This window comes from Teichococcus aestuarii (assembly GCF_003116135.1).
Taxonomy (GTDB): domain Bacteria; phylum Pseudomonadota; class Alphaproteobacteria; order Acetobacterales; family Acetobacteraceae; genus Pseudoroseomonas; species Pseudoroseomonas aestuarii.
This window is the reverse complement of the sequence record NZ_PDOA01000039.1, coordinates 1-13,346: the sequence shown is the minus strand read 5'-3', so window position 1 is coordinate 13,346 and position 13,346 is coordinate 1. Positions and strand designations below refer to the sequence as shown.

At 71.8% G+C, this 13,346-nt stretch carries 11 protein-coding genes, 1 tRNA gene and 1 riboswitch; of the genes, 11 read left to right on the top strand and 1 reads right to left on the bottom strand.

Going from position 1 to position 13,346, the window contains the following annotated elements; all coding sequences use genetic code 11:
- Positions 1-228: 228 nt before the first annotated feature.
- Positions 229-339: riboswitch (TPP riboswitch) on the top strand.
- The 11 genes from CR165_RS23270 to CR165_RS23220 all read left to right on the top strand — a co-directional run bounded on the left by CR165_RS23270 (position 334) and on the right by CR165_RS23220 (position 13,117).
- Positions 334-1,065: an ABC transporter ATP-binding protein gene (locus tag CR165_RS23270; protein ID WP_109519289.1), complete on the top strand. Its 732-nt coding sequence runs from the start codon at positions 334-336 to the stop codon at positions 1,063-1,065. Its footprint overlaps the riboswitch before it by 6 nt.
- A complete protein-coding gene (locus CR165_RS23265) occupies positions 1,062-1,808 on the top strand; it encodes an ABC transporter permease (RefSeq protein WP_109519288.1) in 747 nt (248 codons plus the stop codon). Before CR165_RS23270 ends, CR165_RS23265 begins: the two co-directional genes overlap by 4 nt.
- An 8-nt stretch (positions 1,809-1,816) precedes the next feature.
- A complete protein-coding gene (locus CR165_RS23260; protein ID WP_109519287.1) occupies positions 1,817-2,824 on the top strand; it encodes an ABC transporter substrate-binding protein in 1,008 nt (335 codons plus the stop codon).
- A gap of 87 nt (positions 2,825-2,911) precedes the next feature.
- The gene (locus tag CR165_RS23255; protein ID WP_109519286.1) at positions 2,912-3,733 is read left to right on the top strand and encodes a peptidoglycan-binding protein; all 822 of its coding nucleotides are present in this window, start codon (positions 2,912-2,914) and stop codon (positions 3,731-3,733) included.
- A 77-nt stretch (positions 3,734-3,810) separates the two neighbouring features.
- Positions 3,811-4,209 (top strand): MerR family transcriptional regulator, encoded by a 399-nt coding sequence (locus CR165_RS23250; protein ID WP_109519285.1) that lies wholly within the window; start codon positions 3,811-3,813, stop codon positions 4,207-4,209.
- Positions 4,210-4,224: 15 nt separating this feature from the next.
- Positions 4,225-6,015, top strand: a complete 1,791-nt coding sequence (locus CR165_RS23245; protein ID WP_109519284.1) for an acyl-CoA dehydrogenase C-terminal domain-containing protein — start codon at positions 4,225-4,227, stop codon at positions 6,013-6,015.
- A gap of 62 nt (positions 6,016-6,077) precedes the next feature.
- Positions 6,078-7,703, top strand: a complete 1,626-nt coding sequence (locus CR165_RS23240) for a long-chain-fatty-acid--CoA ligase (RefSeq protein WP_181378340.1) — start codon at positions 6,078-6,080, stop codon at positions 7,701-7,703.
- Positions 7,704-7,785: 82 nt separating this feature from the next.
- Positions 7,786-9,021 (top strand): ABC transporter substrate-binding protein, encoded by a 1,236-nt coding sequence (locus tag CR165_RS23235; protein WP_109519282.1) that lies wholly within the window; start codon positions 7,786-7,788, stop codon positions 9,019-9,021.
- A 122-nt stretch (positions 9,022-9,143) separates the two neighbouring features.
- Complete coding sequence (locus CR165_RS23230; protein WP_109519281.1) at positions 9,144-9,830, top strand: EI24 domain-containing protein; 687 nt, start codon at positions 9,144-9,146, stop codon at positions 9,828-9,830.
- A gap of 105 nt (positions 9,831-9,935) precedes the next feature.
- Positions 9,936-11,315 carry an SAF domain-containing protein gene (locus CR165_RS23225; protein ID WP_181378339.1) on the top strand — a complete coding sequence of 460 codons (1,380 nt, stop codon included), beginning with the start codon at positions 9,936-9,938 and terminating at the stop codon, positions 11,313-11,315.
- Positions 11,316-11,398: 83 nt separating this feature from the next.
- A complete protein-coding gene (locus CR165_RS23220) occupies positions 11,399-13,117 on the top strand; it encodes an ABC transporter ATP-binding protein (protein WP_109519279.1) in 1,719 nt (572 codons plus the stop codon).
- 106 nt (positions 13,118-13,223) lie between these two features.
- Here CR165_RS23220 and CR165_RS23215 read toward each other — a convergent pair.
- Positions 13,224-13,300: transfer RNA gene (locus CR165_RS23215), tRNA-Met, on the bottom strand.
- Positions 13,301-13,346: the final 46 nt, after the last annotated feature.

Below are 13,346 nucleotides of genomic sequence, written 5' to 3'. Positions count from 1 at the left end.
GTCTGTCGGATAGCGGCGCCGCTCGAAGGCTGCCTGGCGGGCACGGTGTTCCTTGGTCCACATCCAGCCCATCTGGGCACACGATGTCCCCTGAACACCTCAACACCCGCATTCTCAAACGGGCACTAAGTCCCGTCGTCATAGCAGTCTCGATGCCGCTTGTTGGAGTTATTCCGGGCCGGGATAACCTAGATACCTCGACAGGCACAATTCCGGGCTTCATATTGCTGGCCTCCCGGGGGGAGTCCGATTCGCGGGCTGAGAGGCAGGGATGGGCCCTGCGACCCCTAGAACCTGATCCGGGTCATGCCGGCGAAGGGATCGGTGATCGCAATGGCGCCCTCGCTTGGCGTTTCCCTGCCTGGAATCCGTCTCGGCGGCCGTGCCGTGCTCGGCCGGCTCGCGCTCGATTTCGCCGGTGGCGAGGTCACGGCGCTGCTCGGCCCCTCCGGCGTCGGCAAATCCACCCTGCTGCGGCTGCTGGCCGGGCTGCTGCCGGCGCCCGAGGGCACCCGCATCGCCCCCGCCGATGGCCTGCCGCTGGCTGGCCGCATCGCCTGGATGGGCCAGCAGGACCTGCTGCTGCCCTGGCTGACGCTGGCGGAAAATGTCGGCCTCGGCGCCCGGCTGCGCGGGCAACGCCCCGATGCGGCGCGGGCGCGCGACCTGATCGCGGCGGTGGGGCTGGCGGGGCGCGAGCGCGCCCGCCCGGCCGAGCTTTCGGGCGGCATGCGGCAGCGCGCGGCGCTGGCCCGCACGCTGATGGAGGACCGCCCCTTCGTGCTGATGGACGAGCCCTTCTCGGCGGTGGACGCGCCGACCCGGCATCGCATGCAATCCCTGGCTGCCGGATTGCTCCAGGGACGCACCGTGCTGCTGGTGACGCACGACCCGCTGGAGGCGCTGCGCCTCGCCCACCGCGTGCTGGTGCTGCGCCCCGGCGAGGACGGCGCCGTGCCCGAGGATCACCCGATGCCCCCTTCCCCGCCGCTGCGCGCCGCGCACGACCCGGATGTGCTGGCCGCCCAGGCGGCGCTGCTCGAGCGGCTGGCGGAGGCGGCATGAGGCCGCTCATCGCCGCGATCGGCCTGCTGCTGGCCTGGGAAGGCTATGTGTGGTGGAGCGAGGTGCCCCCCTTCCTGCTGCCGGCGCCGACACGCGTGGCCGCGGCGCTGGTGGCGCGGTGGGACATCCTGCTCGGCCATGCCGGCACCACCGCAACCGAGATCGTCCTCGGCCTGTTGTTCGGCACGCTGCTCGGCGTCGGCACGGCGCTGCTGCTGGCGGCGTGGCGCGGGGCGCGGCGCTGGGTGCTGCCGCTGCTGATCGCCAGCCAGGCCATCCCGGTCTTCGCCATCGCGCCGCTGCTGGTGCTGTGGCTGGGCTATGGGCTGGCCAGCAAGGTGGCCATGGCCACGCTGATCATCTTCTTCCCCGTCGCTACCGCCTTCTATGACGGGCTGCGCCGCACCGAGCCGGGCTGGCTGGACCTCGCCGCCACCATGGGCGCCGGGCGCGCCGCGGTGCTGTGGCGCATCCGCGTGCCGGCGGCGCTGCCCGGCCTGGCCTCCGGCCTGCGCGTGGCCGCCGCCGTGGCGCCGATCGGCGCCGTGGTGGGCGAGTGGGTCGGCGCCTCGGCCGGGCTCGGCTACGTCATGCTGCAGGCCAATGGCCGCAGCCAGACGGACATGATGTTCGCGGCGCTCACCCTCCTGGCCGCCATGGCCATGGCGCTGTGGTTCGCCACCGACCGGCTGCTGCGGGCGCTGCTGCCCTGGCAGCCCGACCAGCTCTCCGAAGAAGCGTGAGGAAACCGATGACCCCGATCTCCCGCCGGGCGCTGCCGGCGCTCGCCGCCCTCGCCCTGCCCGCCGCCACCGCCGGGGCCGCCCAGGCCCAATCCCCGGCCCAGTCCCCGGCGCCCGCCGCCACCGCCACCCCGGCCAAGCTCACCCTGCTGCTGGACTGGTTCGTCAACCCCGACCACGCGCCGATCATCGTGGCGCAGGAGGGCGGCCACTTCGCCCGCGCCGGGCTGGAGGTGCGGCTGGTGGCGCCGGCCGACCCGAACGACCCGCCCCGGCTGGTGGCGGCGAAGCAGGCCGATCTCGGCGTCTACTACCAGAAGAACCTGCACCTGGCGGTGGACCAGGGCCTGCCGCTGGCGCGCGTCGGCACGCTGGTGGCCACGCCCCTCTCCACCCTCTCCGTGCTGCGCGACGGGCCGGTGAAGCGGCTGGAGGACCTCAAGGGCAAGAAGGTCGGCTTCAGCACCGCCGGCTTCGAGGAGGTGGCGCTCGACACCATCCTGGGCACGGTCGGCCTCTCCTCGCGCGACGTGACGCTGGTCAACGTCAATTTCGGCCTGTCCTCGGCGCTGATGGCGGGGCAGGTGGATGCCATCCTGGGCGGCTTCCGCAATTTCGAGCTGCACCAGATGGAGATCGAGAAGCGCCCCGGCCGCGCCTTCTATCCCGAGCAGCACGGCATGCCGATCTATGACGAGCTGATCTACGTGGCGCACCGGGACCGGGTGAAGGACCCCGCGCTGCGCCGCTTCATGGACGCGCTGGAGGCCGCCACCACCTTCCTCGTCAACAACCCGGAGGAGAGCTGGACCATGTTCATCGCCGGCCAGCGGCGGGAACTGGACAGCGAGCTGAACCGCCGCGCCTTCAAGGATACGCTGAACCGCTTCTCCCTCGCCCCCGCGGCGCTCGATGCCAACCGCTATCAGCGCTTCGCCCGCTTCCTGGAGGGGCGGAAGATGATCCGCGCCGTGCCGCCGCTGGAGCAATATGCGGTGGAACTGCCGGTGGCCTGACGGCGTCATTACCGATCTAGGTATATATTCCTTTACTACGGCGCAGCCCTTTTGCTAGGAAAATAAGCCTTAGCGAAGGGGTCCGCCATGCTCTCCGCCGCGCAATTCCAGCAGCTTTTCCCCGAGGCGCCCGAGGCGCACCGCAGCGCCTTCCTCGCCTCCGCCACGGCGCTGTTCCACCAGGCCGGGCTGCACGCCCGGCCGGCGCGCTGCCATTTCTTCCTGGCCCAGCTCGGCCATGAATCGGAGGGGCTGCGCCGGGTGGAGGAGAATTTGTCCTATTCCGCCGCGCGGCTGATGCAGGTGTGGCCGGCGCGCTTCCCCACCCTGGCGGCCGCCACGCCCTGCGCGCGGAACCCCGAGGCGCTGGCCGAGCGCGTCTATGGCGGCCGCATGGGCAATGACCGGCCGGGCGATGGCTACCGCTACCGCGGGCGCGGCTACCTCCAGCTCACCGGGCGGGATGCGTACCGCGCCGTGGGCGCCCTTGCCGGCCTGCCGCTGGAGGCACAGCCCGAGCTGGCCGCCTCGCCGCAGCACGCCCTGGCGGTGGCCTGCGGCGTCTGGGTCTGGAAGGCGCTGAACCCCTATTGCGACGCGGGGGACTTCACCGGCCTCAGCCGGCGCATCAATGGCGGGCTGGTGGGGTTGCAGGACCGCTTCGCCTGGCTGGCGCGCGCCCAGGCCTGCCTGCCCTGGCCGGGGCTGGAGCAGGTGCGCGCCGTGCAGCGCCTGCTCCGCGCGCGCGGCCTGTATGACGGCTCGATCGACGGCATCCTCGGCCGCCGCAGCCTGGCCGGGCTGGCGGTGCTGCGCGCCGAGGCCGGGCTGCCGCCGGGCGGGCTGGATGGCGCGGTGCTGGCCCTGCTGCCGGCCGGGGATGGCGCCGCGCCGGCACGCGCCGCCTGAGCGGCCCCACACTCTCAAGTTGACTTTAGCCCGGCCGCCATGCGCTGATTTCGCCCGACAGGGAGGAAGAAGCAGGCGTGGCCGACCGGGCGAAGCTCTGGTCCGTCTCCGCGCTGGCGCGCGAGTTCGGGCTCACCGCGCAGGCGTTGCGCTTCTACGAGGCGCGCGGCCTGCTGCATCCCCGCCGGCAGGACGGGGCGCGGGTCTATGACTACCGCGACCATGCCCGGCTGCGGCTGATCCAGAAATTCCGGCGCCTCGGCTTCTCCCTGGAGCAGATCGGCGAATACCTGGCGCAGTACCGCGCCGGGCGGCCGAACGCGGCGCAGTTCCGCCTCGGCCTCGCCCGCATCGAGGCGCGGCTGGCCGAGCTGCGGCAGATGCGCCGCGAGCTGGACGAGACCATCACCGAGCTGGAGGCGATGCATGAGGATGCGCAGGCGCGCCTCCGCTGCGCCTGCCACAACGCTGCCTGAGGGAGACCGCCCCGCATGCCCGCCTACCACCCGCCCACCGAGGAGATGCTGGCGCTGCTGGAAGAGGTGCTGCAGGCCGGCCCCGCCCTGGCCGCGCTCCCCCCCCTTTCACCGGATGGCGCCGAGGGCGACCCCCTGCCCCTGCTGCGCGACGTGCTTGAGGAGGCGGGGCGCTTCGCCGCCGGCGTGCTGGCCCCGCTCAACCGGAGCGGCGACGAGGAGGGCTGCCGGCTGGAGAACGGCGTGGTGCGCGTGCCGCAGGGCTTCACGGAGGCCTATGCCGCCTTTGTCGCGGGCGGCTGGGGCGGGCTGTCGCAGGCGCCGGAATGGGGCGGCCAGGGACTGCCGCGCGCCGCGCAGATCCTGCTCGACGAGATGATGGCCTCCGCCAACTTCTCTTTCGGCCTCTTCCCCGGCCTGACGCGCGGCGCGGTGGAGGCGATCGAGCGCCACGCCTCGGAGGACCTCAAGGCGCGCTACCTGCCGAAGCTGGTCTCGGGCGAATGGTGCGGCGCCATGGCGCTGACCGAGCCGCAGGCGGGCACCGATCTCGGCCTGCTGCGCACCCGCGCCGAGCCGCAGCCCGATGGATCGCTGCGCGTCACCGGCGGCAAGATCTTCATCACCGCCGGCGACCACGAGATGGCGGAGAACATCGTCCATCTCGTGCTGGCGCGGCTGCCGGACGCGCCGCCCGGCGTGCGCGGCATCAGCCTGGTGCTGGTGCCGAAATACCTGCCCGACGCGGAAGGCCGGCCCGGCGCGCGCAACGCCATGTCGGTCGGCGCGCTGGAGCGCAAGATGGGCATCCACGCCTCGCCGACCTGCGTCATGAACTATGACGGCGCAACGGGCTGGCTGGTCGGCGCGCCGCACCGGGGGCTGGCGGCGATGTTCACCATGATGAACGCCGAGCGCCTCTTCGTCGGCATCCAGGGGCTGGGCATCGCCGAGGCCGCCTATCAGGGCGCGGTGGCTTATGCGCGGGAGCGCCGCCAGGGCCGCGCCGCCGGCGAGAAGGGCGAGGCGGCGCAGCCGATTCTGGTTCACCCCGACGTGAAGCGGATGCTGCTCACCATCCGCGCCTTCACCGGCGCCGGGCGGGCGCTGGCGCTGTGGGTGGCGCTGCGGATGGAGGAGGCCGCCCGCCACCCGGACCCCGCCGCGCGGGCCGAGGCGGAGGGGCATGTCGCGCTGCTCACCCCCGTCATCAAGGCGGCCTTCACCGATCTCGGCTTCGAGGCGGCGGTGCTCGGCCAGCAGGTGCTGGGCGGGCATGGCTATGTGCGCGAATGGGGCATGGAGCAGCTGGTGCGGGATGCCCGCATCGCGCAGATCTATGAGGGCACCAATGGCGTGCAGGCCATGGACCTCGCGGGCCGCAAGCTCTCGGTGGAGGACGGCGCGCTGCCCGCGCGCTTCTTCGCGCTGGTGCGGGCCGAGATCGAGGCCGCCGGCGGCACCCTCGGCGCCGAGGCCTACACCGCGCCGCTGGCCGCCGCGCTGAAGCGGCTGGAGGCCGCCACGGCCCGCCTCACCCGCCGCGCCGCCGCCAACCCGGCTGAGACCGGCGCCGCGGCTTCCGACTATCTGCGGCTCTTCGCGCTGGTGGCGCTGGGCTGGATGTGGGCGCGCATGGCGCTGGCCGCGCTGCGGGCCGGGGGGGCCGCCACGCCGCGCCACCGGGCCTGGCTGGATGTGGCGCGCTTCTTCATGGCCCGCCTTCTGCCGCAGAGCGTGGCGCTCGACCTCGCTTTGGCCGAGGGCGCCGCGCCGCTGCTCGCCCTGCCCGAGGAGGCCTACTGACCGCGCCGACCGCCTCCGCCGCCACTGCCCGACAATCAAGAAAATCCCAGGGAGGAAACACGATGCGAGGGCTGATGATGGACGTGCCGCTGCTGGTGCCATCCCTGCTGCGCCACGCCGCGGAGTTCCACGCCGACACCGAGATCGTCTCGCGCACCGTCGAGGGACCCATCCACCGCACCACCTATGCGGAGACCCATGCCCGGGTGCAGCGCCTGGCCAACGCGCTGGTGGCACTGGGGCTGGGCGCGGGAGACCGCGTCGGCACCCTGGCCTGGAACGGCTACCGGCACCTGGAGATCTACTACGCCACGGCCGGCGCCGGCATGGTCTGCCACACCATCAACCCGCGCCTCTTCCCCGAGCAGATCGCCGGCATCATCGACCATGCGGAGGATTCCATCCTTTGCGCCGACCTCACCTTCCTGCCGCTGCTGCAGGGGCTGGCCGGCCGGCTCGGCACGGTGCGCGCCATCGTGGTGATGACGGACGCCGCCCACATGCCGCCCCAGGCCGAGGGCCTGCCGCCCTTCCTCTGCTACGAGGCGCTGCTGGCCGGCCAGCCGGCCGAATTCGACTGGCCGGCGCTGGACGAGAACGAGGCCTGCGGCCTCTGCTACACCTCCGGCACCACGGGCGCGCCGAAGGGCGTGCTCTACAGCCACCGCGCCACGGTGCTGCACGCCATGGCCTCGGCGATGCCGGATGTCTTCGCCATCGGCGCCGCCTCGGTGGTGATGCCGGTGGTGCCGATGTTCCACGTCAATGCCTGGGGCATCCCCTATGCCGCGCCGATGGTGGGGGCCAAGCTGGTGCTGCCCGGCCCGAAGCTGGACGGCGCCAGCCTGCACGCGCTGATCACCGCCGAGGGCGTCACCTTCTCCGCCGGCGTGCCCACCGTCTGGATGGCGATGCTGGACTGGATGGCGGCGAATGGCCGCGATGCCGGCCCGATGAAGCGCGTGGCGATCGGCGGCTCCGCCTGCCCGGCGGTGATGATCGAGCGCTTCGAGGCGATGGGCGTCTCCGTGCTGCACGCCTGGGGCATGACCGAGACCAGCCCGATCGGCCTCGCCGCCTCGCCCAAGGCGAAGCACCAGGGCGCCACGCCAGCGCAGCGCCTGGCGCTCGCCAGCAAGCAGGGGCGGCCGCTCTACGGCATGGAGTTCCGCGTCGTCGGCGCCGACGGGCAGGATGTGCCACGCGACGGCACGGCCTTTGGCCGCATGCTGGTGCGCGGCCCCTGGGTGGCCGCTGCCTATCACGCGGCGCCCGACAGCCCGGCCCACGCCACCCCCGGCTGGTTCGACACGGGCGACGTGGTGACGATGGATGCCGATGGCTATGTCGCCATCGTCGACCGCACCAAGGACGTCATCAAGTCCGGCGGCGAGTGGATCAGCTCGATCGAGCTGGAGAACATCGCCGTCGCCCACCCCGCCGTGCAGGAGGCCGCCGCCGTGGCGCGGCCGGACCCGAAATGGGGCGAGCGGCCGCTGCTGGTGGTGGTGCTGCGCCCCGGCGCCAGCCTGACGAACGAGGAGATGCGCGCGCATTTCGAGGGGCGCGTGGCGCGCTGGTGCATCCCCGACCAGATCCGCATCGTCGAGGAGCTGCCGCACACGGCGACGGGCAAGCTGCTCAAGTCGCGCATCCGGCAGCTCTACGCGCAGACGGCGGACGTCTGAGGAAGCAAGGCGGGGGGAAGGAATTCCCCCGGACCCTCATCTTTTTCCGGCAATGACAAGAACAACAGGGAGCGTGCGTCAGATGAATATCATCCTTCCGCGTCGTCATCTGCTCGCGGGCACGGGTGCCGCGCTGCTGGCCGGGCGCTCCGCCCGCGCCCAGGCGAAGCAGACCATCCGCATCGGCGTGCTGACCGACATGTCCGGCCCCTACCGCGACCCCACCGGGCCGGGCAGCGTCGCCTGCGCCCGCCAGGCGGCCGAGGAGTTCATGGCCGCGCATCCGGGCATCACCGTCGAGGTGCTCTCGGCCGACCACCAGAACCGCGCCGACACCGGCTCCACCATCGCCCGCCGCTGGTACGACCAGGAGGGGGTGGACATGATCCTGGACGTGCCGACCTCCTCCGTGGCGCTCGCCGTGGCCGGCGTGACGCGGGACAAGGACAAGGTCTTCGTCAATTCCGGCGCCGCCACCACCGACCTGCACGGCGCCCAGTGCAACCCCAACACCGTGCACTGGACCTACGACACCTACATGCTGGCCAAGTCCACCGGCGGCGCGCTGACCCGCGCGGGGGGCGATTCCTGGTACTTCATCACCGCCGACTACACCTTCGGCCACCACCTGCAGCGGGACACCACCCGCTTCGTCGAGGAGGCGGGCGGCAAGGTGCTGGGCGGCGCGCGCTACCCCTTCCCCTCCACCACCGACTTCTCCTCCTACCTGGTGCAGGCGCAGGCCAGCCGGGCCAAGATCATCGGCCTCGCCAATGCGGGGGCGGACACGGTGAACGCGGTGAAGCAGGCGCGCGAATTCGGCCTCACCCGCCGCGCCAAGATGGCCACGCTGCTGATGGCCATTGCCGACGTGCACGGGCTGGGGCTGGAGAACGCCCAGGGGCTGCTGCTGACCGAAAGCTTCTACTGGGACCTCAACGACCGCACCCGCGCCTTCGCCAGGCGCGTGACGCCGAAGATGCCGGCCGGGCTGCCGATGGGGATGATCCATGCCGGCTGCTACGCCGGCGCGCTGCACTACCTGAAGGCAGTGGCCGATCTCGGGCCGGAGGCGGCACGCCGCTCCGGCCGCGCCGTGGTGGAGCGGATGAAGGCCATGCCGACCGATGACGATGCCTTCGGCGCCGGCACCATCCGCGCCGATGGCCGCAAGCTGCACCCCTCCTACCTCTTCGAGGTGAAGTCGCCGCAGGAGAGCAAGGGGCCGTTCGACTACTACAAGCTGGTGCAGACCACCGCGGCCGAGGAGGCTTTCCGCCCCATGGCCGAGGGCGGCTGCGCGATGACGCGGGCCTGATCGGGGGGCCGCTGGGAGAGCGGCCGGGGCGGCGCTAGAAGGGCGCCGCCCCGGCGGCCTCCCGCCAGCCGGGGGGAGATGCAGGCCATGCCCAACCCTTCGCCCGCCCCGGAACGGCAGCCATGAAGGCCGTCGCCACCAGCCTGGCGCTGCCGCTGCGGCAGATCACCGACCCCGGCTTCCGCGCACCGCTTCTGAAGGGGCTGGGCCTCTCCATCCTCGCCTTCGCCGGGCTCGCCTTCCTGGCGGATTGGGGCGTCGGCGTCCTGGCCGGCGGCGAGGGCTGGCTTGCCACCCTGGCCGGGCTGCTGGGCGGGGCGCTGGTGCTGGTCCTGTCCGTGTGGCTGTTCGTGCCGGTGCTGCTGGCGCTGACCAGCCTGTTCCTCGACGACGTGGCGGAGGCGGTGGAGCGCCGCTTCTACCCCGGCCTGCCGGAGGCCCGGGGGGCTTCGCTGGCGGCGCAGGTCTGGGCCGGCCTGCGCATGTCCCTCCGCCTGCTGGCGCTGAGCCTGGTGATCTTGCCGCTCGGGCTGGTGGCGCCGCCCGTGGGGGTGGTGCTGTTCTGGGCGGTGGCCGCCGTCTCGGTCGGATACGGGCTGTTCGATGGCGTGGCGCAGCGCCGCCTGCCGGTGGCGGAGGCCAACCTGCTGCGCCGCGCGCGCCGCACGGAGGTGCTGGCGCTGGGCGGCGCGCTGGCCGCGCTGGCGGTGGTGCCGGTGGCCAACCTGCTGGTGCCGGTGCTGGGCACCGCCGCCATGACCCACCTGTTCCACCGCCGCGCCGACGGCACTCCGGCCCCGCGCGCCTGAGCCTTCCGCTCGATGCCGGCTGGACGCCTGCATCGGGCTTTTTCTATACTGCCTTCGGTATACAGAATAATAGCAGCCACGAACCTGCGCCGAAGGAGACGCCCCATGCAGTTCCAGACCCTGTTCCAACCGGCGCTGGAGCGGCCCGTGCAGGCCGCCCTGCTCGGCGCCGGGGAGTTCGGCCTCTCGCTGATCGCCCAGGCGCGGCGGATGCGCGGGCTCGACATCGTCGCCGCCTACGACCTCGACCCCGCCCGCGTCTCGGCGGCGCTGACCGAGATGGGCATGCCGCACCGCCGCTGTTCCAATGCCGCCGAGGCGGAGGCCGCCCGCGCCGCTGGCGCCCTGGCCCTGTGCGAGCGGCTGGACGACCTGCTGCGCCTGCCGCTCGGCATGGTGGTGGAGGCCACGGGCCATGCCGAGGCGGGCGCCGCCCATGCCGAGGCCGCCATCGCCGCCGGCATCGGCGTGGCCATGGTGAGCAAGGAGGCGGAATGCGTGGTGGGGCCGGAACTGGCCCGCCAGGCCGCCGCCGCCGGCGTGCCCTACACGCTGGTGGATGGCGACCAGCCGGCGCTGCTGATCGGCCTCGTCTCCTGGGCGCGGCTGCTGGGCCTGCCCATCGTCGCCGCCGGCAAGAGCAGCGAATATGATTTCGTGCTGGACCCTGCGACCGAGACGGTCACCTGGCTGGAGCAGCGCGTGCACGCCCCCGGCATGCTGCGCCACTGGGCGCTGGGCCAGGATGCCGCGGCCACCGTGGAGGCGCGCGAGGCGCTGCTTTCCAGCCTGCCGCTGCGCACGGTGCCGGATTCCTGTGAGATGACGCTGGTGGCCAATGCCACCGGCATCCTGCCCGACCGCGACACCTTCCACGCCCCCCTCGCCCGCACCGTCGAGTTGCCGGAACTGTATGGCCCGCGTGATACGGGCGGGCTGCTCTCCGGCCCTGGACGGCTCGACGTGTTCAACTGCCTGCGCCGGCCAGACGAGGCGAGCTTCGCCGGCGGCGTCTACGTGGTGGTGGAGCTGGCCGATGCGCGCACCGGCGGGCTCTTCGCCGGCAAGGGCATCCCCGTCTCGGCCGACCGGCGGCGGGCGCTGATCTACAATCCGTCCCACCTGCTCGGCGTCGAGGCGCCGACCTCGATCATGGCGGCGGGGGCGATGCGCCATTCCATGGTCGGCCCCGACTACGCCCAGCGCGTGGACCTGCTGGCCCAGGCGACGCGCGACCTGCCGGCGGGGCATGTCCTGGCCATCGAGGGCACGCGCCATGCCGTGCCGGGGCTGGAGCCGCTGCTGCGGCCGACCATGCCCGAGGCGCCGGACGCGCCCCTGCCCTATTACATGGCGGTGGGCCTGCGTCTGCGCCGCGCCGTGGCCGCCGGCGCCGTGCTGACGCGCGACATGGTGGAGCCCCCGGCCGGCAGCACCCTGTGGCGGCTGCGCGCCGCGCAGGAGGCACGGTTGCCCGCCGGTTGACCGCGGCCCGCTGACCGGACGATACGGAAGGCGGGCCGGCGCCGCCTTCCCGCGGCGCCGCGGAACGGACCGGATTTCCACGCATGCTGCGGCGCTTCTTCGCCTATTACCGGCCCCATCGGGGGCTGTTCCTGCTCGATTTCTCCTGTGCCGTGCTGGCCGGGCTTCTGGAGCTGGGCTTTCCCATCGCGGTGAAGCTCTTCGTCGATGAGCTGCTGCCGGGCGGCGACTGGGGATTGATCCTGTTGGCTGCCGCCGGGCTGCTGGCCATCTACCTGGTCAACACCGGGCTGATGGCCGTGGTCACCTACTGGGGGCATGCGCTCGGCATCAACATCGAGACGGAGATGCGCCGCAAGGCCTTCGACCACCTCCAGAAGCTTTCCTTCCGCTTCTACGACAACCAGAAGACCGGCCATCTCGTCGCCCGCGTCACCAAGGATCTGGAGGAGGTGGGCGAGGTCGCGCATCACGGGCCGGAGGATCTGTTCCTGGCGGTGATGACGCTCATCGGCGCCTTCATCCTGATGTTCACCGTGCATGTGGAGCTGGCCTTCCTCACCGCGCTGGTGGTGCCGGTCATCGCCTGGGGCTCGACGCATTTCGGCGCCAGCATGACCACCACCTGGCGGCAGCTCTTCGGCCGTGTCGGCGCCTTCAACGCGCGCATCGAGGAGGCGGTGGGCGGCATCCGCGTGGTGCAGGCCTTCGGCAATGAGGACCATGAGCGCGCCCTCTTCGCCCACGACAATGCGCGCTACCGCACCACCAAGCTGCAGGCCTACCGCATCATGGCCGCCAGCCAGTCGCTGAACTATCTCGGCATGCGGCTGACCCAGATGATCGTCATGATCGCCGGCAGCTACTACGTGCTGAACGGGCAGCTCTCCAACGGCGCCTTCGTGGGGTTCCTGCTGCTGGTCGGCGTGTTCTTCCGCCCCATCGAGAAGATCAGCGCCGTCATCGAGACCTATCCGAAGGGCATCGCCGGCTTCCGCCGCTATACCGAGCTGCTCGACACCGAGCCCGATATCGCCGACGCGCCGGATGCGGCCCCTGCCCCACCCCTGCGTGGCGAGATCCGCTACGAGAAGGTCTCCTTCAGCTATGGGAGCGGCGCGCCGGTGCTGCGCTCCATCGACCTCACCATCCGCGCGGGAGAGACGGTGGCCTTCGTCGGGGCCTCGGGTGCGGGCAAGACAACGCTCTGCTCCCTGCTGCCGCGCTTCTACGAGGTGCAGGAGGGGCGCATCACCATCGACGGGATCGACATCCGGCGCATGACTCTGGCCTCGCTGCGCGCGCAGATCGGCATCGTGCAGCAGGATGTGTTCCTGTTCGCCGGCACGCTGCGCGAGAACATCGCCTATGGCCGGCTCGGCGCCAGCGAGGCGGAGATCCGCGACGCGGCCAGGCGCGCCCGGCTGGACAGCGTGATCGCTGCACTGCCCGAGGGGATGGAGACGCTGATTGGCGAGCGGGGCGTGAAGCTCTCGGGCGGGCAGAAGCAGCGCCTGGCGATTGCCCGCATCTTCCTGCGCAACCCGCCCATCCTGATCCTCGACGAGGCCACCTCGGCGCTCGATACGGAGACGGAGCGCGCCATCCAGGAATCCCTGGCGGAATTGTCGCAAGGACGCACCACCCTGGTCATCGCCCATCGGCTGGCGACGATCCGCGACGCGGATAGCATCGTGGTGGTGGATGGCAGCGGCATCGCCGCACGCGGGTCACACGAGGATCTGCTCAGGCAATCCCCGCTCTACCGCCGTCTGCATGCGGTACAGGCCGGGACGGCCTGAAAGCGGGTGGGAAGGCCATGAGCCTTCCCACCCGGGGATTTTCATGACGCCAGAACCGGCCCCCAACGCAGAAAGCCACCCTTTTGGGGTGGCTTTTTGTGTGATTTGGATGCGGGGACAGGATTTGAACCTGTGACCTTCAGGTTATGAGCCTGACGAGCTACCGGGCTGCTCCACCCCGCGGTGGTGAGAGTATCCGTGTGTTTGTTAAGTTCCGGCTTGGTGGCCC

Bases quoted from the DNA above. Each gene is read 5' to 3' on its own strand.
- CR165_RS23270 (WP_109519289.1), top strand. From the start codon at position 334: ATGGCGCCCTCGCTTGGCGTTTCCCTGCCTGGAATCCGTCTCGGCGGC.
- CR165_RS23265 (WP_109519288.1), top strand. From the start codon at position 1,062: ATGAGGCCGCTCATCGCCGCGATCGGCCTGCTGCTGGCCTGGGAAGGC.
- CR165_RS23260 (WP_109519287.1), top strand. From the start codon at position 1,817: ATGACCCCGATCTCCCGCCGGGCGCTGCCGGCGCTCGCCGCCCTCGCC.
- CR165_RS23255 (WP_109519286.1), top strand. From the start codon at position 2,912: ATGCTCTCCGCCGCGCAATTCCAGCAGCTTTTCCCCGAGGCGCCCGAG.
- CR165_RS23245 (WP_109519284.1), top strand. From the start codon at position 4,225: ATGCCCGCCTACCACCCGCCCACCGAGGAGATGCTGGCGCTGCTGGAA.
- CR165_RS23240 (WP_181378340.1), top strand. From the start codon at position 6,078: ATGCGAGGGCTGATGATGGACGTGCCGCTGCTGGTGCCATCCCTGCTG.
- CR165_RS23235 (WP_109519282.1), top strand. From the start codon at position 7,786: ATGAATATCATCCTTCCGCGTCGTCATCTGCTCGCGGGCACGGGTGCC.
- CR165_RS23230 (WP_109519281.1), top strand. From the start codon at position 9,144: ATGAAGGCCGTCGCCACCAGCCTGGCGCTGCCGCTGCGGCAGATCACC.
- CR165_RS23225 (WP_181378339.1), top strand. From the start codon at position 9,936: ATGCAGTTCCAGACCCTGTTCCAACCGGCGCTGGAGCGGCCCGTGCAG.
- CR165_RS23220 (WP_109519279.1), top strand. From the start codon at position 11,399: ATGCTGCGGCGCTTCTTCGCCTATTACCGGCCCCATCGGGGGCTGTTC.